Source organism: Pseudomonas sp. S2_E02 (genome assembly GCF_054668355.1).
In genome coordinates, this window is sequence record NZ_CP162761.1 from 6118236 (window position 1) to 6141172 (window position 22937).

General features: G+C 59.0%; 22 protein-coding genes and 1 tRNA gene. 16 read left to right on the top strand and 7 right to left on the bottom strand.

Annotated elements, in window-relative coordinates:
* The first annotated feature begins 105 nt into the window (after positions 1 to 105).
* Together AB4O01_RS27435 and AB4O01_RS27440 are read left to right on the top strand one after the other, a co-directional pair.
* Positions 106 to 777: a response regulator gene (locus tag AB4O01_RS27435; protein ID WP_007911422.1), complete on the top strand. Its 672-nt coding sequence runs from the start codon at positions 106 to 108 to the stop codon at positions 775 to 777.
* The gene (locus AB4O01_RS27440; RefSeq protein WP_093438385.1) at positions 770 to 2155 is read left to right on the top strand and encodes a sensor histidine kinase; all 1386 of its coding nucleotides are present in this window, start codon (positions 770 to 772) and stop codon (positions 2153 to 2155) included. The genes AB4O01_RS27435 and AB4O01_RS27440 overlap by 8 nt, the downstream gene beginning before the upstream one ends.
* Positions 2156 to 2260: 105 nt before the next feature.
* On the opposite strand, the gene AB4O01_RS27445 is transcribed toward AB4O01_RS27440, so the two are convergent.
* Both AB4O01_RS27445 and ygfZ read right to left on the bottom strand, forming a co-directional pair.
* Positions 2261 to 3082: an HDOD domain-containing protein gene (locus AB4O01_RS27445; protein ID WP_093438380.1), complete on the bottom strand. Its 822-nt coding sequence runs from the start codon at positions 3080 to 3082 to the stop codon at positions 2261 to 2263.
* Between the two features lie 35 nt (positions 3083 to 3117).
* The gene (ygfZ, locus tag AB4O01_RS27450; protein ID WP_460090117.1) at positions 3118 to 4059 is read right to left on the bottom strand and encodes a CAF17-like 4Fe-4S cluster assembly/insertion protein YgfZ; all 942 of its coding nucleotides are present in this window, start codon (positions 4057 to 4059) and stop codon (positions 3118 to 3120) included.
* A gap of 150 nt (positions 4060 to 4209) precedes the next feature.
* On the opposite strand from ygfZ, the gene AB4O01_RS27455 reads away from it, so the two are divergent.
* Positions 4210 to 4464 carry an FAD assembly factor SdhE gene (locus AB4O01_RS27455; RefSeq protein WP_093438371.1) on the top strand — a complete coding sequence of 85 codons (255 nt, stop codon included), beginning with the start codon at positions 4210 to 4212 and terminating at the stop codon, positions 4462 to 4464.
* Positions 4448 to 4900, top strand: a complete 453-nt coding sequence (locus tag AB4O01_RS27460; protein WP_093438367.1) for a protein YgfX — start codon at positions 4448 to 4450, stop codon at positions 4898 to 4900. Before AB4O01_RS27455 ends, AB4O01_RS27460 begins: the two co-directional genes overlap by 17 nt.
* Here AB4O01_RS27460 and nadB read toward each other — a convergent pair.
* The gene (nadB, locus tag AB4O01_RS27465; RefSeq protein WP_460090120.1) at positions 4869 to 6485 is read right to left on the bottom strand and encodes an L-aspartate oxidase; all 1617 of its coding nucleotides are present in this window, start codon (positions 6483 to 6485) and stop codon (positions 4869 to 4871) included. The genes AB4O01_RS27460 and nadB overlap by 32 nt on opposite strands.
* A gap of 557 nt (positions 6486 to 7042) precedes the next feature.
* On the opposite strand from nadB, the gene rpoE reads away from it, so the two are divergent.
* From rpoE to AB4O01_RS27480, 3 genes are read left to right on the top strand one after another with little or no spacing between them, the layout of a single operon-like run.
* On the top strand, positions 7043 to 7624 hold the full coding sequence (rpoE, locus tag AB4O01_RS27470; protein WP_003172477.1) for an RNA polymerase sigma factor RpoE: 582 nt from the start codon (positions 7043 to 7045) through the stop codon (positions 7622 to 7624).
* A gap of 30 nt (positions 7625 to 7654) precedes the next feature.
* Entirely contained in the window at positions 7655 to 8242 is a 588-nt protein-coding gene (locus AB4O01_RS27475; RefSeq protein ID WP_034153146.1) for a sigma-E factor negative regulatory protein, read from the top strand.
* Positions 8243 to 8250: 8 nt separating this feature from the next.
* Entirely contained in the window at positions 8251 to 9216 is a 966-nt protein-coding gene (locus AB4O01_RS27480; protein WP_093438329.1) for a MucB/RseB C-terminal domain-containing protein, read from the top strand.
* Positions 9217 to 9230: 14 nt separating this feature from the next.
* Here AB4O01_RS27480 and AB4O01_RS27485 read toward each other — a convergent pair whose 3' ends face one another.
* A complete protein-coding gene (locus AB4O01_RS27485; protein ID WP_175559653.1) occupies positions 9231 to 9392 on the bottom strand; it encodes a hypothetical protein in 162 nt (53 codons plus the stop codon).
* Positions 9393 to 9426: 34 nt separating this feature from the next.
* Between AB4O01_RS27485 and AB4O01_RS27490 the strand changes: the two genes are divergently transcribed.
* Positions 9427 to 10860, top strand: a complete 1434-nt coding sequence (locus tag AB4O01_RS27490) for a DegQ family serine endoprotease (protein ID WP_034153148.1) — start codon at positions 9427 to 9429, stop codon at positions 10858 to 10860.
* 82 nt (positions 10861 to 10942) lie between these two features.
* On the opposite strand, the gene AB4O01_RS27495 is transcribed toward AB4O01_RS27490, so the two are convergent.
* A complete protein-coding gene (locus AB4O01_RS27495; RefSeq protein WP_034153149.1) occupies positions 10943 to 12376 on the bottom strand; it encodes a M48 family metalloprotease in 1434 nt (477 codons plus the stop codon).
* 98 nt (positions 12377 to 12474) lie between these two features.
* Here AB4O01_RS27495 and AB4O01_RS27500 point away from each other — a divergent pair, with 98 nt between their 5' ends.
* Both AB4O01_RS27500 and AB4O01_RS27505 read left to right on the top strand, forming a co-directional pair.
* Positions 12475 to 12714: a sulfurtransferase TusA family protein gene (locus tag AB4O01_RS27500; protein WP_007911399.1), complete on the top strand. Its 240-nt coding sequence runs from the start codon at positions 12475 to 12477 to the stop codon at positions 12712 to 12714.
* 31 nt (positions 12715 to 12745) lie between these two features.
* Positions 12746 to 13816 (top strand): AI-2E family transporter, encoded by a 1071-nt coding sequence (locus tag AB4O01_RS27505; protein ID WP_093438320.1) that lies wholly within the window; start codon positions 12746 to 12748, stop codon positions 13814 to 13816.
* Between the two features lie 138 nt (positions 13817 to 13954).
* Here the strand turns inward: AB4O01_RS27505 and AB4O01_RS27510 are convergent, their stop codons facing one another.
* Positions 13955 to 14428, bottom strand: a complete 474-nt coding sequence (locus tag AB4O01_RS27510; protein ID WP_093438315.1) for a peroxiredoxin — start codon at positions 14426 to 14428, stop codon at positions 13955 to 13957.
* A gap of 10 nt (positions 14429 to 14438) precedes the next feature.
* Positions 14439 to 14999: a glycine cleavage system transcriptional repressor gene (locus AB4O01_RS27515; protein ID WP_034153153.1), complete on the bottom strand. Its 561-nt coding sequence runs from the start codon at positions 14997 to 14999 to the stop codon at positions 14439 to 14441.
* 330 nt (positions 15000 to 15329) lie between these two features.
* On the opposite strand from AB4O01_RS27515, the gene dapA reads away from it, so the two are divergent.
* The 6 genes from dapA to AB4O01_RS27545 all read left to right on the top strand — a co-directional run bounded on the left by dapA (position 15330) and on the right by AB4O01_RS27545 (position 22903).
* On the top strand, positions 15330 to 16208 hold the full coding sequence (dapA, locus tag AB4O01_RS27520; RefSeq protein WP_257357392.1) for a 4-hydroxy-tetrahydrodipicolinate synthase: 879 nt from the start codon (positions 15330 to 15332) through the stop codon (positions 16206 to 16208).
* A 17-nt stretch (positions 16209 to 16225) separates the two neighbouring features.
* Positions 16226 to 17341, top strand: a complete 1116-nt coding sequence (gene bamC, locus AB4O01_RS27525; RefSeq protein ID WP_093438304.1) for an outer membrane protein assembly factor BamC — start codon at positions 16226 to 16228, stop codon at positions 17339 to 17341.
* 6 nt (positions 17342 to 17347) lie between these two features.
* Positions 17348 to 18109, top strand: a complete 762-nt coding sequence (locus AB4O01_RS27530) for an MBL fold metallo-hydrolase (RefSeq protein ID WP_460090123.1) — start codon at positions 17348 to 17350, stop codon at positions 18107 to 18109.
* A 28-nt stretch (positions 18110 to 18137) separates the two neighbouring features.
* Complete coding sequence (gene purC / locus AB4O01_RS27535; protein ID WP_093438296.1) at positions 18138 to 18851, top strand: phosphoribosylaminoimidazolesuccinocarboxamide synthase; 714 nt, start codon at positions 18138 to 18140, stop codon at positions 18849 to 18851.
* Positions 18852 to 18934: 83 nt separating this feature from the next.
* Positions 18935 to 19024 (top strand) — tRNA-Ser (locus tag AB4O01_RS27540).
* Positions 19025 to 19402: 378 nt separating this feature from the next.
* The gene (locus AB4O01_RS27545; protein WP_460090124.1) at positions 19403 to 22903 is read left to right on the top strand and encodes a glycosyltransferase; all 3501 of its coding nucleotides are present in this window, start codon (positions 19403 to 19405) and stop codon (positions 22901 to 22903) included.
* Positions 22904 to 22937: the final 34 nt, after the last annotated feature.

Sequence of the window (22937 nt, forward strand, 5' to 3'; positions counted from 1 at the left end):
CCTTTCAGCTGACTTTCAAGGTTTTCGGGCTTCACAGCGGCGGTTGCGGCTGTAAACTCCGCGGCAAAGCGTGGCGTTGGCCATTCCTGAACGAGGTAAAAATCCATGCGTGTTCTGCTCGTCGAAGACCATCTGCAACTGGCCGAAAGCGTTGCACAGGCGCTCAAGAGCACCGGTCTGACCGTGGATGTGTTGCACGATGGCGTGGCTGCCGATCTGGCATTGGGCAGCGAGGAATACGCCGTAGCGATCCTCGATGTCGGCCTGCCGCGCATGGACGGTTTCGAGGTGCTCGCGCGTTTGCGCGCACGCGGCAAGAATCTGCCGGTGTTGATGCTGACGGCGCGCAGCGATGTGAAGGATCGCGTCCATGGCCTCAATCTGGGCGCCGACGATTACCTCGCCAAGCCTTTCGAGCTGACTGAGCTGGAAGCACGCGTCAAAGCCTTGCTGCGCCGCAGTGTCCTCGGTGGTGAACGCCAGCAGCGCTGCGGTGTGCTGGCCTACGACCTCGACACCCGGCGCTTCACCCTCGGCGAAGAGTTGCTGACGCTGACGTCCCGCGAACAAGCGGTGCTGGAAGCGCTGATCGCCCGGCCGGGGCGGGTGATGAGCAAGGAGCAACTGGCGTCCCAGGTGTTCGGCCTCGACGAAGAGGCCAGCCCCGATGCCATCGAAATCTACGTACACCGCTTGCGCAAGAAACTCGACGGCCAACCGGTGGCGATCGTGACGTTCCGTGGTCTGGGTTATCTGCTGGAAAGCCGCGATGCATAAGCCCAGCAGCCTGCGCTGGCGTTTGCTGTGGAACCTCGCATTGCTGCTGGTGGTGCTGATGCTCGCCAGCGGTTTGAGCGCGTACTGGAATGGTCGCGAAGCCGCCGACACCGCGTATGACCGCACGTTGCTGGCCTCGGCGCGGACCATCGCTGCGGGCCTGTCGCAGCGTGACGGCACACTGAGCGCCGATGTGCCCTACGTCGCACTCGATACCTTCGCTTACGACAGCGCCGGGCGGATTTACTATCAGGTCAACGATATCCATCAGAAGCTGATTTCCGGCTACGAAAACCTCCCCGGCCCTCCACCGGGGACGCCGCGAACGGACAGTTATCCCGCGTTGGCGCGCTTCTACAACGCCACCTACAACGGTCAGAACGTGCGCGTGGTCAGTCTGCTCAAGGCGGTGACGGAGCCGAACATGAATGGCATGGCGGAAATCCGCGTGGCCGAAACCGACGAAGCGCGGGTGAGCATGGCGCGCAGTCTGGCCGCCGATACCTTGCTGCGTTTGGGCATGTTGGCGATTGGCGCGTTGTTGCTGGTCTGGTTCGCGGTCAGTGCGGCACTGCGCCCATTGGAGCGCTTGCGCACGGCGGTGGAAGAGCGTCAGCCCGACGACTTGCGCCCGTTGCCATTGGTTGAAGTGCAACATGAACTGTGGCCGCTGGTGCGCGGGCTTAACCACTTCACCGAGCGCTTGCGTGGCCAGTTTGAGCGACAGGCGCAGTTCATTGCCGATGCCGCCCATGAGTTGCGTACGCCTTTGGCAGCGCTGAAGGCGCGGCTTGAGCTGGGCCTGCGTTCCAATGATGCCGAGGTCTGGCGTTCGACGCTGGAGTCCTCCGCACAAAGCACAGATCGCCTGACGCATCTGGCCAATCAGTTGCTGTCGCTGGCGCGGGTCGAAAACGGCGCCCGGGCGATTGCCGAGGGCGGCGCGCAGTTGCTCGATCTGAGTCAGTTGGCCCGAGAACTGGGCATGGCCATGGCGCCACTGGCGCACAAGCGCGGGGTGGCCCTGGCGCTCGAGGCGGACGAACCGGTGTGGCTGCGCGGTGAACCGACGTTGTTGAATGAGTTGCTGAGCAATCTGGTGGACAACGCTTTGGCGCACACGCCATCGGGCGGCAACGTGATTTTGCGGGTGACGGCGCCGGCGGTGCTGGAGGTTGAAGATGACGGCCCGGGGATTCCGCTGGAAGAGCGCGATCGGGTGTTCGAGCGCTTCTATCGGCGCAATCAGCAGGTGGCGGGTTCAGGCTTGGGCCTGGCGATTGTTGGCGAGATCTGCCGGGCGCATCTGGCGCAGATCACCTTGCATGATGGCGAGCAGGCGGGGTTGAAGGTGCGGGTCAGTTTTATCGCCGGCTGATTGTGGTGGTTTGCTGGCCCCTTCGCGAGCAAGCTCGCTCCCACTCTGGAATGCACTCCAATGTGGGAGCGAGCTTGCTCGCGAAGGTCGCGCCTCGGTTCCGGATCAATAAAACATCGTCCGCGACTCTTCCAGATCTTCACACAGCGCTTTGTTTTCCGGATCAATCCCAAGCTTTCTGAACGCCGGCACGCTCAGTGGATCAATCCGCGCAAACGGGTGGTCAGTGCCCTTGTGGCAATACAGGCTCGCCACCTGCACCAGATCGACATAGTCAATAGCAGTCGAGTCGCGCTTGAAGTCCTGATAGCGCCCCGGCAACTCCACCAATCGTTCCGGAAACTCCCACACGCGCAGCAACTTGTCGCCGAGCAACGGGTGAATATGGTCGATCACATGGTTGAGGCTGACCGGATCCGACAGCAGCTCATAGTGATCTTCGGCGTAAGTCAGAATCGGCAGTACCCCGATCTGATGCACCAGCCCGCCAAGGGCTGCCTGATCGGGCTTGAGTTGCGTGTAGCGGCGGCACAACGCGTAACTGACCCCGGCAATTTCCAGGCTCTTGCGCCAGACTTCGCGCATCTTCTGTTCGACCACTTCCGAGCGGGCGTGAAAGATCTGCTCCATCACCAGGCCGATGGCCAGGTTGCTGCTGTAGTTGATGCCCAACCGGGTGATGGCTGTGTGCAGGTCGGTGACTTCCTGAGCGGCGCGCAGCAGCGGGCTGTTGACCACTTTGATCAGGCGCGCCGACAGTGCCGTGTCACGGCCGATCACTTTGCTCAGGTCGCTGACGCTGATTTCCGGGTCTTCAGCGGCCTTGCGAATCTGCAGGGCCACTTCCGGCAACGTGGGCAGAACCAGGTCATCGTTATCGATGGCCGCAACCAAATCCTGTTGGACTTTTTCCGCCAGTTCGCTCATTTAAACTCTCTAGGGTGTTGCAACAAATGCTGCGATCAGCGCTGGATTTCGCGGTCGCGATCCAGTTCGTAGGGCAGGTCGAGCAGATGCAGCGCGGGACCTTCGAGGGTGCCCAGATGCAAATCACCGGCTTCGGCAGCTTCGGCCTGCAGCACCGCCAGGAGTTCAATGTTTTGTCCGGCCTTGGCGGCCAGCACCACTTCGCCGATGGCGCTGTTGTGGCTCGGCGCAAACAGTTGTGTGCCAGGTTCCGGCAAATCAGCAGCGTCCAGGCTCAAGCGGTACAGACGACGCTTGAGTTTGCCCAGGTACTGCATGCGCGCGACGATTTCCTGGCCGGTGTAGCAGCCTTTTTTGAAACTCACGCCGCCGACGGCCTGCAGGTTGAGCATCTGCGGGATGAACAGCTCGCGAGTGCTTGGCATGACCTGACCGATACCGGCGCGGATCTGGCCCAGCAGCCATTGATTCAGTTCGGCTTCAGGCAGGGCTTCGGACAATTTGGCTTTGATCGCGTCAGCCTGATCGGCCGGTGCCCAGAGTTCGGCGCGGTCGGGCGAGACGCGAATCGCGATCAGGCCATCGTGACGCACAACGCTGTCGGTTTCCGCCGGCAGGTCCAGACCAAGACCGATCAAGGCATTGTCGCCGTGCTCCAGGCCGAAGCGTACCCAGGCGGCGCTTTCGTCGGTCAGTTTCGATTTGGAGAACACCGCGTACTTTTTCAGGTCCGCCAGTTGCGGCTCCAGCAGCTCGCTGGCCATCGCCAGGACCACGCCGTCACCTTCGAGCAGAATGCGGAAGCTCGACTGCATCCGGCCTTTCTGTGTGCAACGAGCACCGAGGCTGGCGCGGCTGTCGCTCAGGTAATTGAGATTGCAGGTCAACTGGCCTTGCAGGAATTTTCCGGCATCCGCGCCGCGAACCGCGAGAACGCCTTCATGAGACAGGGTGCAGAAAAAAGCAGAATCGGCCATGGGTCTTCGCAGGGTAAATAGACTGGGGCACATCATAAGGGCGCGTTGGTGAAATGGGTAGTTGATAAAGGATCGGTGGTGCCCGACCAAAGCCGACTGTGCGACCCGCCTCGGCGCTGTATACTTGCCGCCAAATTTGAGGAGGGCTCCATGGTCGAACAAGTTGAACTGAATCGCCTCTTTTGGCACAGCCGTCGCGGCATGCTTGAGCTTGACGTGTTGCTGGTGCCGTTCGTGAAGGAGGTCTATGCAGACCTGAATCAGGTGGATCGCGATCTGTATGTCCGTCTGTTGACGTGTGAGGATCAGGACATGTTCGGTTGGTTCATGGAGCGCAGCGAGTCTGAAGATCCGGAGCTGCAGCGCATGGTTCGCATGATCCTGGACCGTGTCCAGCCCAAGTAACACGTTCGAATGCCGCTGGCATGCCTCACGGCAGTTGCTGGCGGCGTATCTGTTGGCCCAGGCGTTCGCACTGGGTTCGTTGTTCCTGCTTTCTATTCCACTCTGGGCAAGTTTGCTCGGGGCTTTTGGCTGTCTGCTTCATGGATATTGGGTGTTGCCTCGGCAGATTCTGCTAAATCACCCTCAGGCGTTTCGCGGATTGCGCCGGGACGCCGATGGCTGGCAGTTATGGAATCAGGCGGATGGCTGGCAAGCCGTGCAGTTGAGGCCGGACAGCCTGGCGCTGCCGTTGATCGTGGTGTTGCGTTTTCGTCTGCGTGGGGAATGGCGGGTCAGATCAATCTGTGTGCCACGGGACTCGCAGGCGGCGGATCTGCACCGGCGCCTGCGAGTGCGGCTCAAGTTCAGCCGGCGTAGGTGGGCGGCACCAGAATAGTGTCGAGTGCCTCAGGCAACAGGTCGGGATAGTCGAGGGTGTAATGCAGGCCGCGACTTTCCTTGCGCTCCATGGCTGAGCAAATCATCAGTTCGGCGACTTGTGCCAGGTTGCGCAGTTCGATCAGATCGCGACTGACCTTATAGTTGCTGTAGAACTCGTCGATTTCGTCCAGCAGCAGGCGCACACGGTGCTGCGCCCGTTGCAGGCGCTTGTTGGTGCGCACGATGCCGACGTAGTCCCACATGAACCGCCGCAGTTCATCCCAGTTGTGCGCGATGATCACGTCCTCGTCGGAGTCGGTGACCTGGCTGGCATCCCAGACGGGCAGGGCGCTTGGCGCGGCGACATCGTCCAGTTGCGCGAGAATGTCCGCCGCCGCCGAACGGGCATAGACGAAACATTCCAGCAGCGAATTACTGGCCATGCGGTTGGCGCCATGCAGGCCGGTGAAGCTGGTTTCGCCGATGGCATACAGCCCCGGCACATCGGTGCGACCGTTCTGATCGACCATCACGCCGCCACAGGTGTAATGCGCGGCCGGGACGACCGGGATCGGCTGTTTGGTGATGTCGATGCCGAATCCCAGGCAGCGCTCATAAACAGTCGGGAAGTGACTTTTAATGAACGCTTCGGGTTTGTGGCTGATGTCGAGATACACGCAGTCAACGCCCAAACGCTTCATTTCATGGTCGATGGCCCGGGCGACGATGTCACGCGGTGCCAGCTCGGCGCGCTTGTCGAAGCGGGACATGAAGCGTTCGCCATTGGGCAGCTTCAAATGGGCGCCTTCGCCGCGCAGGGCTTCGGTGATCAGAAAACTCTTGGCCTGCGGGTGATACAGGCAGGTCGGGTGGAACTGGTTGAACTCCAGGTTCGCCACCCGGCAACCCGAACGCCAGGCCATGGCGATGCCGTCACCGCAGGCGCCGTCGGGGTTACTGGTATAGAGATAGACCTTGGCAGCACCGCCCGAGGCCAGAATCACGAAGCGTGCACCGTAGGTGTCGACTTCGCCAGACTTGCGGTTGAGTACGTAGGCGCCGAGGCAGCGTTCGCCTTCCATGCCCAGGCGTCGTTCGGTGATCAGGTCGACGGCGACCCGCTGCTCCAGCAGTTCGATATTCGAACGCTCTTTGGCCTGGGCCAGGAGGGTTTTGAAGATGGCAGCGCCGGTGGCATCGGCCGCATGGATGATGCGGCGGTGACTGTGGCCACCTTCGCGGGTCAGGTGAAATTCGAATCCGCCGTCTTCAGTGCCGGACTGATCGTCGCGGGTGAAGGGCACGCCTTGGTCGATCAGCCACTGGATGGCCTCTCGGCTGTGCTCGACGGTGAAACGCACTGCGTCTTCGTGGCACAGACCGCCGCCGGCGTTCAGGGTGTCGTCGACGTGGGATTCGACAGTGTCGGTGTCATCCAGCACAGCTGCGACGCCGCCCTGGGCCCAATAGGTGGATCCGTTGGCGAGATCGCCTTTGCTCAATACGGCAATGCGCAAGTGACCCGGCAGGGTCAGCGCGAGACTCAAACCGGCAGCACCGCTGCCAATGACCAGAACATCATGTTGGAATTGTTGGCTCATTACAGGATTCCGCTCAAAGCGACCCGGGTCGGGGGTGGTGCAGGACTGCCGGATCGGCGAGTCAAGACAGCCACACAGCCCACTAGTATATAGAGGGGGGAGCGGCACAATAGCCGGGCCGATATGGCATTGTGAAACTACTGTGACCGAAAAAACCGTGTGCTTCGTCGGAAGTTTTTCTCACCCGTTTGGGGAAAAGACGACTGTATCGGTGCTGAAACAGCCTTTTTCTGCACAGGGTCGCCCAATGTCAGGTGGTGAAGGCTATAAATAATTGGAACTTTTGCCAAAGGCCCAAGATCAATAGTCGGTGCCAGAGATAAGGGACAGTGTCGGCTTCAGTGCGGAATCTGCGGTTGGATTCCTGCCGGCGAAACCGATGACAAGATTATTCGCGCAGCCGGTTTATCCCGAGCTGCGCTTTTCGTGCGTGCCAAATCAGAGCCCGCAGGAAACTTGCCTGGAGGGGGAGAACTTTTGCGAAAAGCCCGAGTCTATGTTTGCAAGTCTGGTCGTTTAGTTATGCAAGTCTCCTTCGGGCTTATCGAGGAGTGTTCATGCTAACCCAGGAAGAGGATCAGCAGCTGGTCGAGCGCGTTCAACGCGGCGACAAGCGAGCTTTCGATCTGTTGGTGCTGAAGTATCAGCACAAGATTCTCGGGTTGATCGTGCGTTTTGTGCACGACACCCATGAAGCCCAGGACGTGGCTCAGGAAGCCTTTATCAAGGCGTATCGAGCACTTGGAAACTTTCGCGGCGACAGTGCGTTTTATACGTGGCTGTACCGTATTGCCATTAACACGGCAAAGAATTACCTGGTTTCACGCGGCCGCCGGCCGCCGGATAGCGATGTAAGTTCCGAAGATGCAGAGTTCTACGATGGCGATCATGGCCTCAAGGATCTCGAGTCACCAGAACGTGCACTGCTGCGGGATGAGATCGAAGGCACTGTCCATCGAACCATTCAGCAACTGCCAGAGGATTTGCGTACGGCGTTAACTTTACGTGAATTCGATGGTCTGAGTTACGAGGACATTGCGAGCGTCATGCAATGTCCGGTGGGTACCGTGCGCTCCCGGATTTTCCGCGCCCGGGAGGCCATCGATAAAGCCCTGCAGCCGTTGTTGCAGGAAAACTGAGACAGCGGCGACAGCCAAGAGAGGAACGCCATGAGTCGTGAAGCCCTGCAGGAATCGCTGTCCGCAGTGATGGATAACGAAGCGGACGAACTGGAATTGCGTCGAGTGCTCAATGCACTGGATGATGTGGATACCCGTGAGACCTGGGCTCGTTACCAGATCGCTCGGGCAGCCATGCACAAGGATCTGCTGCTTCCACGTCTGGATATCGCTGCGGCAGTGTCTGCTGCACTGGAAGACGAAACGGCTCCGGCCAAAGTATCTCGCAGCCCATGGCGCAATCTTGGCCGTCTGGCTGTTGCAGCCTCGGTGACTGTTGCCGTTCTGGCCGGTGTTCGTCTGTACAACCAGGACGAAATCGCTGGTGTCGAACTGGCTCAGCAATCCAATCAGCCAACCCTGGCCACCCCACAGGTCAAAGGTCCGGCTGTTCTGGCAGGCTATAGTGAAAGTTCGGAAGCCACTGGCCCTATGGCCAACGGCGTACTGCAAGGTCAGCCAGGCTGGCATGATCAGCGTCTGCCAGGCTACCTGCGTCAGCACGCACAACAGGCCGCACTGAAAGGCACTGAAAGCGCGTTGCCATACGCACGTGCAGCAAGTCTGGAAAACCGTTAAGGAGGATCATGCGCGCCATACCTCTACTTTCGCTTCTGCTCAGTGGCTGGTTCATAGTTCCAGCCCACGCTGATGAGGCCCAGGACTGGTTGACCCGTCTGGGCCAGGCCGAGCAGCAGCAAAGCTTTCACGGCACTTTCGTATACGAGCGTAACGGTAGCTTTTCTACCCATAACATCTGGCATCGCGTCCAGAATGGCCAGGTTCGCGAGCGTTTACTCCAGCTCGACGGTTCGGCGCAGGAAGTCGTGCGCATTGATGGACACACTCAATGCGTCAGCGGCACCCTGATTGCCGGTCTGGGGGATTCCCCCAACTCAGCCGCTCGTCCTCTCGATCCGCAAAAGCTGAAAAACTGGTATGACCTTGCCGTCATCGGCAAATCGCGCGTGGCTGGGCGAGACGCAGTGATTGTATCGCTGACGCCTCGCGATCAGCATCGTTACGGTTTTGAATTGCATCTGGACAAGAAAACGGGTTTGCCGCTGAAGTCGTTGCTGCTGAACGACAAGGGGCAGTTGCTCGAACGCTTCCAGTTCACCAGTCTCGATACTGACGAAGTCCCGTCGGACAAAGATTTGCAGGCTGATGCCGACTGTAAAGCGATAACGCTCGACAGCGACAAGGCTTCGGCGGTCAAGACCGCTCAGGTCTGGCATTCGGACTGGCTGCCGCCGGGTTTTGAACTGACCAGCAGCACCTCGCACAAGGACCCGGAAACCAAGACTCAGGTCAACAGTTTGCTGTACGACGACGGCTTGGCACGTTTTTCGGTTTTCCTTGAGCCTTTGAACGGCGCAACCGTCACTGACACCCGCACGCAACTGGGTCCAACCGTTGCCGTTTCACGTCGCCTGACAACGCCTGAAGGCGAGATGATGGTCACCGTGGTTGGTGAAATTCCAATTGGCACTGCCGAACGAATTGCTCTGTCGATGCGAAATACCGATGGCACTGCAACCAGTAAGCAGTGAGCTGATTTCAGTCATTACCACGTCTTCATCGAGACGTAGATGAAATGTTTGCTGAGCATTTTCATTTGCAAATACCCCGAAAATTTTTTATAGGTCAGAGCCTCACGGCTCTGGCCTTGTTTGTTGTTGCCGGAACAAAAATGCCGGTCGGTGGTTTCCGGCGTTCCTTGCTCCATATCGCTTAACCCTGCTCGTCGTAACGGGAGCTGTATGTCGATACCAAGTTTGAAATCCTATCTCTCCATTTTCGCCACTGTGCTGTTGCTCGGTCAGGCGGTGCCTGCGGCGCAAGCGGCCGATCTGCCTGACTTCACCCAATTGGTCGAACAAGCTTCGCCAGCCGTGGTGAACATCAGTACCACGCAGAAACTGCCGGATCGCAAAGTGAACCAGCAGATGCCTGATCTGGAAGGCCTGCCGCCGATGCTGCGCGAGTTCTTCGAGCGCGGCATGCCGCCTCAGCAGCGTTCGCCGGGTGGTGGTGGTCGTCAGCGTGAAGCGCAGTCGCTGGGTTCGGGCTTCATTATCTCCCCGGATGGCTACATCCTGACCAATAACCACGTAATCGCCGATGCCGACGAGATCCTCGTCCGCCTCGCCGACCGCAGTGAAATGAAAGCCAAGCTGATCGGCACCGATCCACGCTCCGACGTGGCCTTGCTGAAAATCGAAGGCAAGGATCTGCCGGTGCTCAAACTCGGCAAATCCCAGGACTTGAAAGCCGGTCAGTGGGTCGTGGCAATCGGTTCGCCGTTTGGCTTCGACCATACCGTGACTCAAGGCATCGTCAGCGCCGTTGGCCGCAGCCTGCCGAACGAAAACTACGTGCCGTTCATTCAGACCGACGTGCCGATCAACCCAGGCAACTCCGGTGGTCCGCTGTTCAACCTGAACGGTGAAGTGGTCGGCATCAACTCGCAGATCTACACCCGTTCGGGTGGTTTCATGGGCGTGTCGTTCGCGATCCCGATCGACGTGGCGATGGATGTGTCCAATCAGCTGAAGAGCGGTGGCAAAGTCAGTCGCGGCTGGCTGGGCGTGGTCATCCAGGAAGTGAACAAGGATCTGGCCGAGTCGTTCGGTCTGGATAAACCGGCCGGCGCGCTGGTTGCCCAGATTCAGGATGACGGCCCGGCAGCCAAGGGCGGCCTGCAAGTCGGCGACGTGATCCTGAGCATGAACGGTCAGCCGATCGTCATGTCTGCTGATCTGCCGCATCTGGTCGGCGCACTGAAAGCTGGCGCCAAAGCCAATCTGGAAGTGATTCGTGAAGGCAAGCGCAAGAATGTCGAGCTGACCGTTGGCGCGATCCCTGACGAAGACAAAGAACTGGATGCACTGCCGAAGTCCGGCACTGAAAGCACCAGCAACCGCCTCGGTGTGTCGGTGGGCGAGCTGACCGCCGAGCAGAAGAAAACCTACGACCTCAAAGGTGGTGTGGTGATCAAGGAAGTGCAGGACGGTCCTGCGGCGCTGATTGGTCTGCAGCCAGGTGACGTGATCACGCACCTGAACAACCAAGCCATCGGCTCCACCAAGGAGTTCGGCGAGATCGCCAAGGCACTGCCGAAGAACCGTTCGGTGTCGATGCGCGTTCTGCGTCAAGGTCGTGCCAGCTTCATCACCTTCAAACTGGCTGAATAATCCAGCGCTAAGGTAAAAAAGAAACCGCCTCGAAAGAGGCGGTTTTTTTATGCCTGAAGCTTTTGTCTGGACGGCAGGAGGCTTAGCCCATCATGTCCTTGACCATCCGCTCCTGTTCCATCAGCTCACGCTGGCGGGCATCGATGCGTGAAGACAGCGGGAAGTTGCTGCCCGCCTTGCGCTTGGCAAAATCGAGTTGCTGGATCGCCTGGCGATAATCGCCAACCAGCGCGAAATACTCGGCCCGCGCCTGGTGCAGGCCAATGATGTTCCCCGACAAGCCACGGGTTTCGGCGACCTGATACCAGACATCCGGATCATCCGGGCGGGATTTGAGTAATGCTTCCAGCGCCTTCTCGGCATCCGGCGCGCGATTCTGTTTCAGCAGCAGATCCACTCGAACCTGATTCAGCGGATAGTTGCCCGGATATTGTGTAAGCATCCGGTCCACACGGGACTGTGCATCCGGCAAACGATTATTGGTGATGTCCAGATCGACTTGGGCGAGGTTGTAGATGATTTCGTTCGGCGATGTCGCCAGCAATTGCTTGAGATTCTCGCGCGCTTCATTCAACTGGCCACCCTTGATCTGCGCAATCGCCAGACCGTAGCGCGCCACATCGTTCTTCGGGTTTTCATCCAGCTGCGCACGGAAACGCTTGGCGCCCAGACCCGGGGTTTCTTCGTAGATCAACTGCACGCGCGCGCGGATCAATTGATAGCGCTTGGAGTCTTCAATGCCGCCCGGTTTGGCCTGTTCGGCACGGTTGCGGGTGTCGGCAATACGCGATTCGGTCACCGGGTGAGTCAGCAGGAATTCCGGTGGCTTGGCGTCGAAACGGTATTGACGCATCAGGCGTTCGAACATGGTCGGCATCGAGCGCGGGTCATACCCGGCCTTCTCCAGATTGAGAATGCCGATGCGGTCGGCTTCCTGTTCGTTCTGCCGGGAGAAGGTACGTTGCGACTGAATCGCCGCTGCCTGCGTACCGGCGATGGTCGCAATACCAGCGTCACCGCCACCGGCTGCGGCGATGACGATCCCGGCCAGCAGCGCGGCCATCATCGGCACCTGCATTCGTTGCGATGCCTCGACGCCACGCGCAAAGTGGCGTTGCGACAAGTGCGCCAGTTCGTGCGCCAGTACCGAAGCGTATTCACCTTCGGTCTGCGCATTGAGGAACAAACCGCCGTTGACCCCGACCACGCCGCCCGGCGCCGCAAAGGCGTTGAGCTGCGGGCTGTTGATCAGAATGAATTCAAGACGTCGGTCAGTGACTTGACTGGTCTCCACCAGCTTATAGACGCTGGACTCGACGTAGTCCTTGAGCTGCGGATCGTTGAGCTGTGAAACCTGGCTGCGCAACATCGCCAGCCAAGCGCGGCCAAGCTGGTATTCCTGTTGCGGCGAGACAATGGCAGAACTGGCGTCGCCGAGTGACGGCAGATCGTCGGCAAAGCCTGGTGAGGCGAGCAGGCAAGCGAGCGTCAGCAGGGTAGGGCGCAGAAAAGTCATGCACAAAGCCTTAGAAGACAAAGACCTTACTGTAGCCGGACACCGAAGCTGCGACCAGATATTCTAGGCAGCTCGAAGACCTGAACCGGAGTGACGCAATGACTGACGCTGTAGCCCATGACGTGGAACTGGACGCCAGTGGCCTGAATTGTCCGTTGCCGTTGCTCAAGGCGAAAATGGAGCTGAACAAGCTTCAGAGTGGCGCCGTCCTCAAGGTGATCGCCACCGATGCGGGCTCGCAACGCGACTTTCGCACCTTTGCCAAATTGGCCGGTCATACGCTGCTGCGCGAAGAAGACGAAGCAGGTGTTTACCGTTACTGGTTGAAAAAGGCCTGAAATCGACAGCGTTACAATCTAAGGATTATTGATGTTCAAAGTGTTACGCGACTGGATTCAGCGCTATTTCTCCGATGAGGAAGCGGTGGTGCTGGCGGTGCTGCTGGTTCTCGCCTTCACGGCCGTGCTCACCCTCGGCGGCATGCTCGCGCCGGTGTTGGCGGGGATGGTGCTGGCGTATCTCATGCAGGGCCTGGTGGTCACGATCGAGCGTCTGCGCGTGCCGGGTGGTGTGGCGGTAGGATTGGTGTTTGCGCTGTTCATGGGCGTGCTGATGCTGTTTATCCTTGTGGTGTTGCCGTTGCTCTGGCATCAGTTGATCACCCTGTTCAATGAGTTGCCGGGCATGCTCGCCAAATGGCAGTCGCTGCTGTTGCTGCTGCCGGAACGCTATCCGCACCTGGTGTCCGATGAGCAAGTGTTGCAGGCGATCGAGGCGGCGCGTGGCGAGATCGGCAAGTTCGGCCAGTGGGCGCTGACGTTCTCGCTGTCGAGTCTGCCGCTGCTGGTGAACATCATGATCTACCTGGTGCTGGTGCCGATTCTGGTGTTCTTCTTCCTCAAGGACCGGGTCATGATCGGCGAGTGGGTGCGTGGCTACTTGCCGCGTGAGCGCGCGCTGATCACTCGGGTTGCGCAGGAGATGAACCGGCAGATCGCCAACTATATTCGCGGCAAGGTCATCGAAATCGTGATTTGCGGCGGCGTGACCTACATCGCGTTTGTCGCCCTCGGACTCAACTATGCGGCGCTGCTGGCGTTGCTGGTCGGTGTGTCGGTGGTGGTGCCGTATGTGGGCGCGGTGGTGGTGACCGTGCCGGTGCTGCTGATTGCGCTGTTCCAGTGGGGCTGGAGCGATCAGTTCATTTATCTGATGGCGGTCTACGGGATCATTCAGACACTGGATGGCAATGTGCTGGTGCCGCTGTTGTTCTCGGAGGCGGTCAATTTGCACCCGGTGGCAATCATCTGTGCGGTGCTGTTGTTTGGCGGGTTGTGGGGATTTTGGGGCGTGTTCTTTGCGATCCCGCTGGCGACCCTGTTCAAGGCAGTGCTGGATGCGTGGCCGCGCAAGGAACCGGTGGTGGCGCCACTGCTCTAGTGGTTGATCCCGATTATTCGGTGAAGTCAGGGCCCATTCGCGAGCAAGCTCGCTCCCACACTGGATCTGTGGCGTTCACAAGTCCAATGTGGGAACGAGCTTGCTCGCGAAGGCGTCAATGAGGGCGACGCAAAGCCATCAGGCTTTATTCAAGTCCTGCGCAGCTGCCAAAACAGCATCCACATGCCCCGGCACTTTCACGCCACGCCATTCCTGACGCAGCACACCGTCCTTATCAATCAGAAACGTGCTGCGATCTACGCCCAGGTATTCCTTGCCGTACAGCTTCTTCAGCTTGATCACATCGAACAGTTGGCAGACGGCTTCGTCCTTGTCGCTGATCAGCTCGAACGGAAACTCCTGCTTGCACTTGAAGTTCTCGTGGGACTTCAGGCTGTCGCGGGAGATACCGAAAATCTCGGTATTGGCGGCCTTGAATGCGGCGTATTGATCACGAAAGCCCTGGCCTTCTGTGGTGCAACCCGGGGTGCTGTCCTTCGGATAGAAATAGATCACCACTTGCTTGCCCTTGAGGGCAGACAGGCTGACAGTCTGCCCGCTGGTGGCAGGTGCTGCGAAATCGGCAACCGGTTGGTCGATGACAACGGCCATGAAAGTTTCCTTACATTGGGTTCTGTGGGCGCCAAGGCTCGATCAGTGCGTCCAGGTTCATCGCGTCGGAGAAGTCGAGGAACTGGTCGCGCAGCCAGCTGATCTGGGTGCCGGCGGGCAGGGTCACGGTAAATGTGGCGTTGAGCATGGTGCCGCCGGTCTGCGGCGCCTGATACGTGTCGCAGGTCAGGTTTTCCAGTTCGACGTTGTGATCCATGAAGAACTGGCACAGCTCATTGATGATGTCCGGGCGATACGCCGAGCTGACATACGCCACGTACGGCAGGGCCTGCGGACGATTTTCCAGCGGTGCGCTGCGCACCACGTTGGCGGTGAAAGCGTGTTTCTTGGCCAGGCCCGGCAAGCTGCCTTCCAGGCGGGCGAGGGCATCCCAACTGCCGGAGACCTCGAGGACCAAAGCGCTGCACTCGCCGTGGCGAGTCAGGCGTGAAGTAACCACGGCGCAGCGATTTTCATGGCTGGCGCGGCACAGGACGTTAGTCAGCTCCATGGGGTTGGCGCCGAGGGCACTGATGACAAGGAATTGTTCGCGAACTGTGGGGGTGGACATGCAGCATTCCTAAAGCGATGAGCGGTCGGTAGGTTTAAGGGCGTTGGCCACCGGGGAGTGCCTGTTCTGGCTGTCCGTACAAAGAGGCCCGGCAAGCGCTCGCGGCTCGCTCCACTATAGCGGGAGCGCGTCGATGCGACGCAGGAACGGGGTCTGGGAGGCCGTAAAAGGAGGCTGGAACCCGGCGTACAAGCTGATCAGTACCGATCAAAGTCTGAAGGGTAGCGAAAAGCGGCGCCAAGGGGAATGGCGGCAGCGCAGTACTTCGCTTGTGCAAGCATCTTGGCGCCAGTACCATTACCGCTCTCTTTTTCCGGCAGGAGCGGTTTCATGATTGCGGGCAGTATGGTGGCACTGGTCACTCCCATGGATGCACAAGGGCGTCTTGACTGGGACAGCCTCAGCAAACTCGTGGACTTCCATCTCAAGAACGGCACCCATGCCATTGTCGCGGTCGGTACTACCGGCGAGTCGGCAACCCTTGATGTAGAAGAACACATCGCCGTCATCAAAGCCGTAGTCAAACAGGTTGCCGGGCGCATTCCGGTCATCGCCGGCACTGGCGCCAACTCGACCCGCGAAGCTGTCGAGCTGACCCGCAACGCCAAGGAAGCCGGTGCCGACGCCTGCCTGCTGGTGGTTCCGTACTACAACAAGCCGACTCAGGAAGGTCTGTACCAGCACTTCAAGCACATCGCTGAAGCGGTCGACATTCCGCAGATTCTCTACAACGTTCCTGGCCGCACCTCTTGCGACATGCAAGCCGAGACCGTGATCCGCCTGTCCACCGTGCCGAACATCATCGGTATCAAGGAAGCCACCGGCGACCTGAAGCGTGCCAAAGCAATCATCGATGGTGTGAGCAAGGATTTCATCGTGCTGTCCGGCGATGATCCGAGCGCCGTTGAGCTGATCCTGCTGGGCGGCAAAGGCAACATCTCGGTGACGGCGAACGTCGCGCCGCGCGAAATGGCCGATCTGTGCGAGGCTGCGCTCAAAGGCGACGCCGACACCGCACGGGCGATCAACGAAAAACTGATGCCACTGCACAAAGACCTGTTCATCGAAGCCAACCCGATTCCGGTGAAGTGGGCTTTGGTGGAAATGGGCCTGATGCACGAAGGCATCCGCTTGCCACTGACCTGGCTGAGCACACCTTGTCACGAAACGCTCCGCTCGGCCCTGCGCCAGTGCAGCGTCCTGGTTTAATTGAGGAAGTACAACGCATGAAGCGAATGGCCGGACTTTCCGCACTTGCCTTGATTATCTCCAGCACCAGCGGCTGCGGATGGGTCTGGGGGCCGGAAGGTTATTTCCGCGACCGTGGTAGCGATTACCTGCAAGCGCAACAGACTGCACCAATGCAACTGCCACCGGAAGTCAGCACTTCCAAGCGTCTGGATCCGCTGTTGCCGATCCCGCGTAACGTTGCTGATGACACCGAGAAGGGCGAATACATTGTGCCGCGTCCTCAGCCGCTGTCGGCCGTTGCCGATGCCAGCGATTACTCGCTGCAGAAGAGCGGTGACTCCCGCTGGGTCGTGGCCCAGCACCCACCGGCCGAAGTCTGGCCAGTGGCGGTGCAATTCTTCCAGGACAACGGTTTCCGTCTGGATGAACAGCGCCCGCAGACCGGTGAGTTCACTACCACCTGGCAGCATTCCGACGAACTGTCCGCGGCCATGGCCAAGCGCCTGAGCGCAGCCGGCATCGCCAGCGACAGCGAAACCCGTGTGCGTGTGCGGATCGAGCCGGGCGTGCAGCGCAACACCAGTGAAATCTACGTGGTCAGCGCCGAGCGTCCTGCCGGCAGCACGGCCGACGTGGCCTTCACCAACCGTTCGGTCAACACTGGCCTGGACGCAGCGCTGGTCGACGACATGCTCGCGAGCATGAGCCGGATCTCCGAGAAGGGCGGTTCGGTGTCGATGCTGGCCTCGCGTGATTTCGATACGCCAAGCCGTGTCAGCCTCAGCGAAGACGGCAGCGGCAACCCGGTGTTGAACGTCGGTAACGATCTGGATCGTGCCTGGTCGAGCGTTGGCCGTGCACTGGAACAAGGCGAATGGCGCGTTGAAGACATCAACCGTAGCCTGGGCCTGTACTACATCAACCTGGCCGAAAAAGCCGAGAAGAAAGACGACAAGCCTGGTTTCTTCAGCAGCCTGTTTGGCAGTGCGCCGAGCAAGGAAGAAGTTGAAGCCCGTGCCGAGCGTTATCAGGTTCGCCTGAGCAAGGTTGGCGAGAACATTCAGGTGACCGTCGAGAAAAACATCAACACCGTCGCGCCGGCTGAAGTGGCACGCAAAGTGTTGAGCGTGATTCAGGACAACCTGGGCTGATCAACCATGCGTTTTGCCGTTCTCGGCAGCGGTAGCCAAGGGAACGGCACGCTGATCGCCAGTGCTGATACGTATGTGCTGGTGGATTGTGGTTTTTCCCTGCGGGAAACCGAAAAACGCCTGTTGCGCCTGGGTGTGAACCCGGCGCAACTGAGCGCGATACTCGTAACCCACGAACATGCCGACCACGTGCATGGCGTGGGTTTACTGTCTCGGCGCTACAATCTACCGGTCTACCTCAGTCGCGGCACACTGCGCGGGATGCGCAAACCGATTGAACCCGCAGGCTTTCTGGCCGGCGGCGAGCAACTGCAGATCGGTGCACTGAGCATCAGGGTCATTGCCGTGGCCCATGATGCGCAGGAACCGACCCAGTACGTTTTCAGTGATCACCAGCAGCGGCGCTTCGGCCTGCTGACCGACCTGGGTTCCTACTGCGAGCGGGTGCTGGATGGTTATCGGGACCTCGATGCATTGATGATCGAGTCCAACCATTGTCGCGACATGCTGGCCCGTGGTCATTACCCGTACTTTCTCAAGCAGCGGGTGGGCGGCGAGCTGGGACATTTGAACAACCATCAGGCGGCATTCCTGGTGTCCGAGTTGGGCTGGCAGGGCTTGCAACACCTGGTCCTGGCCCATCTGAGCAGCAAGAACAACCTGCCGCAGCTGGCCCGGCAATGTTTTGTCGACACCCTCGGGTGCGACCCGGACTGGCTGCAACTGGCCGATCAAGATTCAGGGCTCGACTGGCGCCACATCGCCTAGCCCACCTACTTAGCAAGCGGAGCCCATCATGGAAAAACGTGAAGAACTCTACCGCGGCAAAGCCAAATCGGTTTACAAGACCGACGACGCTGACCGCTTGATCCTGCTGTTTCGCAACGACACCTCGGCGTTCGACGGCAAGCGCATCGAGCAGCTCGACCGCAAAGGCATGGTCAACAACAAGTTCAACGCCTTCATCATGCAGAAACTCGAAGCGGCCGGCGTACCGACCCAATTCGACAAACTGCTGGCCGACAACGAAGTGCTGGTCAAGAAGCTGGACATGATCCCGGTCGAGTGCGTCGTGCGTAACTACGCCGCTGGCAGCCTGGTCAAGCGTCTGGGCGTCGAAGAAGGCCTGAAGCTCAATCCTTACACCTTCGAGCTGTTCCTGAAGGACGACGCCAAGGGCGACCCGTTCATCAACGAATCCCACGTCGTGGCCTTCGGTTGGGGCACCGCCGAGCAACTGGCGCGCATGAAAGAACTGTCGCTCAAGGTCAACGAAGTCCTGACCAAGCTGTTCGATGACGCCGGCCTGCTGCTGGTCGACTTCAAGCTTGAATTCGGCGTGTTCAGCGACGGCTCCATCGTCCTCGGTGACGAGTTCAGCCCGGACGGCTGCCGTCTGTGGGACAAGGACACCAAGAAGAAGATGGACAAAGACCGCTTCCGTCAGGGCCTCGGTGACGTTATCGAAGCCTACGAAGAAGTCGCCAATCGTCTGGGTGTACCGCTTTAATCGACGCAAGCATCTGATAGCACGAAGAAAATTTCGAAAGAGGGTTTGCTTTCGGTAAAAGTGTTGTTATGATGCGCGCCGTTGGAGAGATGCCAGAGTGGCCGAATGGGACGGATTCGAAATCCGTTGTACCTTCACCGGTACCTAGGGTTCGAATCCCTATCTCTCCGCCATTACATAGAAAAAGCCCCGTAGATGAAAATCTACGGGGCTTTTTTCGTTTCTGCGAATCCAGTATTCGTGGCGATAGCGCTGAAGCGCGTCGTGCATGGTGAGGTCCTACGCAGAGAGGCAATTTAAGTAAACACAGCCTCTGCCGACATTAGAGACACAACGTTCACAGGACTCACCGACCCATTTAAAGCCGCGCTCGCAGAGTAGGGGCTGTCATTATTGGCCAGCGATCGGCCGCCAAATCACACCTGTCGTCGTTTATCCTCTGTCCAGTCATGAGGCCAGCGCTCTCACTGAAGTGGATACTTGCTCACCTCGGCCGTGAAAGGCGCATCCAGCGAGTTCCAGCCTCGCTCCCTATTTGAATTGGTTTGAATATGAAAATTCCACCATCAGCCCAAGGTGCTCACCGCGTTTCTGAACGTCAGTCCGTCAAGTCAGGCAGCAGCGCCGCACCCCACGTCGAAGACTGCGAAGTGCTGGTTGCGCAGCCGCCAGCGTTCGAGGATGGCGAGCCGCCAGTCGGCGTGGTTATCCATGCGTATTACCCCGAAGTGCTGAAAGATATTCTGCGTCGTTTGATTAAACAGACTGAACGCCTGCACCTCTACGTAACCTGCGTAGCCGGTCGTGAAGATGAGATCTGTGCTCAACTGACGGCCAGCACACTGAGTTTTTCGCTATACCGGGTGCCGAATCACGGCAGGGATGTTTTGCCGTTTCTGCGGGTGCTGCCGTTCTTGCGTGCCGATAACATCCGCATGCTGGTCAAGCTGCACACCAAGCGTTCGCTGCACTTGGGCGGGGAGATCGATTGGGGCGTTGAACTATTCGATGATCTGCTGGACCCGGTACGATTCAGTCGAGCGCTGGAACACCTGGCCGACCCGGTGCATGTGCCGATGCTGGGTCCTCAGCGATACCTGGTGCCAGTCACCCGATTCCTCAGCGAAAGCAACCGCGCGTTGCTTGTCACCCTGGCCGAGCGTGGCGGTATTGAGCCGCAGGGCATCAACGAAGCGGATTATTTTGCCGGCACCATGTTCTTTGCGCGCATTGAAGTGTTTGCGCCTTTGGAGCGGATTCAACTGACGGGCAGCGATTTCGAAGTTGAAAGTGGCCAGCTCGACGGCACCCTGGCACACACGTTAGAGCGTTTTTTCGGCGTTCTGGCGAATGTTGGCCGGCAGCAGCGCAATATCGACCTTTATCAGCGCTGGCTGGCGAGTCGGCAACTGGCCGCCGTCGAGGTCGAAGGTTTGCCCGCGCGACTGGCGAGCTGGCCGCGGCAACCGGATGTGTTGTTGGTGTTGACCGACACTACGGGTGATATCGGACTGTTGCGTTCGAGCCTGGAAAGCATTGATCGCCAGCTTTATCGGGCGGCGGCCATCGTGGTGCTCTCCAATGCCGAACCTGTAGGCGTGACGCCGGCCGATAATCTGGTCTGGCTGCCGTTGGCCGAATCGTGGCCGAGCCAGCTCAATGAACTGTTGCAGGAGATCGACGTTGACTGGTGGTACCTGTTGCGTGGCGGAGACGAACTGGATCCCCACGCGCTGCTTTTGCTCGCCGAAGGCATCGCGCTCAATCCCGGTGTCAGCGCATGCTACAGCGATGAAGACTCACTGACCGCTGAAGGCTGCCAGAGTCCGGTATTCAAGCCGGATTTGAATCTGGATATGTTGCGCAGTTATCCCTATGTCGGCCGCGCACTGGCTTTCAGTCGCGAGGCCGCGCTGTCTGCCGACGGCTTTGATCCAGCCTTCAGCGAACTGGCGCCCCATGATTTGCTTTTTCGGCTGATTGAAACTCACGGTCTGGGCACTGTCGGGCACCTCGCGGATGTGCTGGTGCATCAGGCCATCAATTTCCCTCAGTGGCTCGGTGAACCGCAAGTCATCGCGAACTCGGCAGCCATCGTCGGGGCGCACTTGCAGCGTCTGGGCGTGGCGCATGAGCTGCTGGCCGGACCTTTGCCAATGGCGAATCGTGTGGTCTACCAACATGCGGAACAGCCGCTGGTGTCGATCCTCATTCCCACCAAGGACTGCCTGCCGATGCTGCTGCGCTGCATCGAAAGCATCATGGAGAAAACCAGCTACACGAATTACGAACTGATCATCGTCGACAACAACAGCGAAACAGCCGAGGCCCGGGACTGGTTCAACGGTATGGAGCTGTTGAACAATCCCAAGGTGCGCATCCTGCGTTATCCGCACCCGTTCAACTATTCGGCGATCAATAATTTTGCGGCCAGTCATGCCCGCGGCGATTACCTGGTGCTGCTCAACAATGACACGGCGATCATTGATGGCGACTGGCTTGGTGCACTGCTCCATCACGCCCAGCGGCCGGAAGTGGGGATAGTGGGCGCCAAACTGTTATTCCTCGACGGGACTGTTCAGCATGCAGGTGTGGTACTCGGGTTGCGTGGTGTTGCAGACCACCCGTTTATCGGCGATTCAATGCAGTCCAACGGCTATCTTCACCGCTTGCATCTTGATCAGAACTACAGCGCGGTCACCGCCGCCTGCCTGATGATCAGCACCGAGCTGTACCAGCAAGTGGGGGGGATGGACGAGGTCGGCCTGGCCGTTTCCTTTAACGATGTGGATCTGTGCCTGAAAGTCGGCCAGGCTGGACGGCTGATTGTCTGGACACCCTATGCGCTGCTCGTTCACGAAGCCAGTGTGAGCCAGAACAACGTCGACACGACCAAGGAGGAAGCCAAGCGCAAACGGTTCAAGGGCGAACAGTCGGTGATGTACCAGCGTTGGCTTGCGCAAATCGCCAACGATCCGGCCTACAACCGCAACCTGACCCTGGAGGGCAGTGGCTTCTCCTCCAAATACCGCACCGACACTGATTGGCACCCGTTTGCCAGTCGTGAGTTGCCTCATGTGCTGTGTCACCCCCTCGATTCTTTCGGCAGCGGACACTACCGCGTGCGTCAGCCTTTCGCTGCCCTGAAAGCTGCGCAACTGATCGGCGGAACGGTGAGCGACGAGGGACTGCAACCGACAGAACTGGAGCGCATTGCGCCGGACACGATCATTTTCCAGGGACAGCACACAACGCCTCATCTGGAGTACATGCAGGACACCAAGGCATTCTCCAGGGCGTTCAAGATTTACGAGCTGGATGACTATATTCTTGACGTGCCCGCTGGCAACTTGAACCACGAATTGCTGCCCAAAGACATCACCAAACGCTTGAAGAAAGCCGTAGGGCTGTGCGATCGGTTGGTGGTGTCTACCGAGTCGCTGGCCAATGCGCTGAAGGGGTTCAACGCCGATATCCGGGTGATGGAAAACCGTCTGCCGAGCCATTGGTGGAGCGACCTGACCAGCCAGCGCCAACAAGGCCGCAAGCCTCGGGTTGGCTGGGCCGGCGGCTCGAGTCACAGCGCCGATCTGCAAGTCCTTGCCGAAGTGGTTCGTGCGCTGGAAGGAGAAGTTGAATGGGTATTCATGGGGATGTGCCCACCAGCACTGCGTCCCTATGTCCATGAGTTCCATAGGGGGGTGAGTATCGAAAAATACCCGCAAAGACTGGCTGAGCTGAACCTCGACCTGGCTTTGGCACCTCTGAAAGACAACTTTTTCAACGCCTGCAAAAGCAATTTGCGCTTGTTGGAGTATGGCGCCTGTGGTTTCCCCGTGATCTGTTCGGACATCCCTTGTTATCGGGGTGATTTCCCGGTGACGAGGGTCAGGAACCGTTCGCAAGACTGGATTGCCGCTATTCGCGAACATCTGGCTGAGCCCGATGCCAGCGCCAAGGTTGGAAACGCCCTGCGCAGCGTTGTACTCAATCAGTGGATGCTCAAGGACGAACATCTGTTGGCATGGCGAAACGCCTGGCTGGCGGACTGAACAAGAGGCCAGCGTTGCGCGCTGCTTCTTTAAT

Bases quoted from the DNA above. Each gene is read 5' to 3' on its own strand.
- rpoE (WP_003172477.1), top strand. From the start codon at position 7,043: ATGCTAACCCAGGAAGAGGATCAGCAGCTGGTCGAGCGCGTTCAACGC.
- AB4O01_RS27500 (WP_007911399.1), top strand. From the start codon at position 12,475: ATGACTGACGCTGTAGCCCATGACGTGGAACTGGACGCCAGTGGCCTG.
- AB4O01_RS27480 (WP_093438329.1), top strand. From the start codon at position 8,251: ATGCGCGCCATACCTCTACTTTCGCTTCTGCTCAGTGGCTGGTTCATA.
- nadB (WP_460090120.1), bottom strand. From the start codon at position 6,485: ATGAGCCAACAATTCCAACATGATGTTCTGGTCATTGGCAGCGGTGCT.
- AB4O01_RS27515 (WP_034153153.1), bottom strand. From the start codon at position 14,999: ATGTCCACCCCCACAGTTCGCGAACAATTCCTTGTCATCAGTGCCCTC.
- AB4O01_RS27495 (WP_034153149.1), bottom strand. From the start codon at position 12,376: ATGACTTTTCTGCGCCCTACCCTGCTGACGCTCGCTTGCCTGCTCGCC.
- dapA (WP_257357392.1), top strand. From the start codon at position 15,330: ATGATTGCGGGCAGTATGGTGGCACTGGTCACTCCCATGGATGCACAA.
- purC (WP_093438296.1), top strand. From the start codon at position 18,138: ATGGAAAAACGTGAAGAACTCTACCGCGGCAAAGCCAAATCGGTTTAC.
- AB4O01_RS27435 (WP_007911422.1), top strand. From the start codon at position 106: ATGCGTGTTCTGCTCGTCGAAGACCATCTGCAACTGGCCGAAAGCGTT.
- AB4O01_RS27490 (WP_034153148.1), top strand. From the start codon at position 9,427: ATGTCGATACCAAGTTTGAAATCCTATCTCTCCATTTTCGCCACTGTG.
- AB4O01_RS27475 (WP_034153146.1), top strand. From the start codon at position 7,655: ATGAGTCGTGAAGCCCTGCAGGAATCGCTGTCCGCAGTGATGGATAAC.
- AB4O01_RS27530 (WP_460090123.1), top strand. From the start codon at position 17,348: ATGCGTTTTGCCGTTCTCGGCAGCGGTAGCCAAGGGAACGGCACGCTG.
- AB4O01_RS27455 (WP_093438371.1), top strand. From the start codon at position 4,210: ATGGTCGAACAAGTTGAACTGAATCGCCTCTTTTGGCACAGCCGTCGC.
- AB4O01_RS27440 (WP_093438385.1), top strand. From the start codon at position 770: ATGCATAAGCCCAGCAGCCTGCGCTGGCGTTTGCTGTGGAACCTCGCA.
- AB4O01_RS27545 (WP_460090124.1), top strand. From the start codon at position 19,403: ATGAAAATTCCACCATCAGCCCAAGGTGCTCACCGCGTTTCTGAACGT.
- AB4O01_RS27445 (WP_093438380.1), bottom strand. From the start codon at position 3,082: ATGAGCGAACTGGCGGAAAAAGTCCAACAGGATTTGGTTGCGGCCATC.
- AB4O01_RS27485 (WP_175559653.1), bottom strand. From the start codon at position 9,392: ATGGAGCAAGGAACGCCGGAAACCACCGACCGGCATTTTTGTTCCGGC.
- AB4O01_RS27505 (WP_093438320.1), top strand. From the start codon at position 12,746: ATGTTCAAAGTGTTACGCGACTGGATTCAGCGCTATTTCTCCGATGAG.
- bamC (WP_093438304.1), top strand. From the start codon at position 16,226: ATGAAGCGAATGGCCGGACTTTCCGCACTTGCCTTGATTATCTCCAGC.
- AB4O01_RS27510 (WP_093438315.1), bottom strand. From the start codon at position 14,428: ATGGCCGTTGTCATCGACCAACCGGTTGCCGATTTCGCAGCACCTGCC.
- ygfZ (WP_460090117.1), bottom strand. From the start codon at position 4,059: ATGGCCGATTCTGCTTTTTTCTGCACCCTGTCTCATGAAGGCGTTCTC.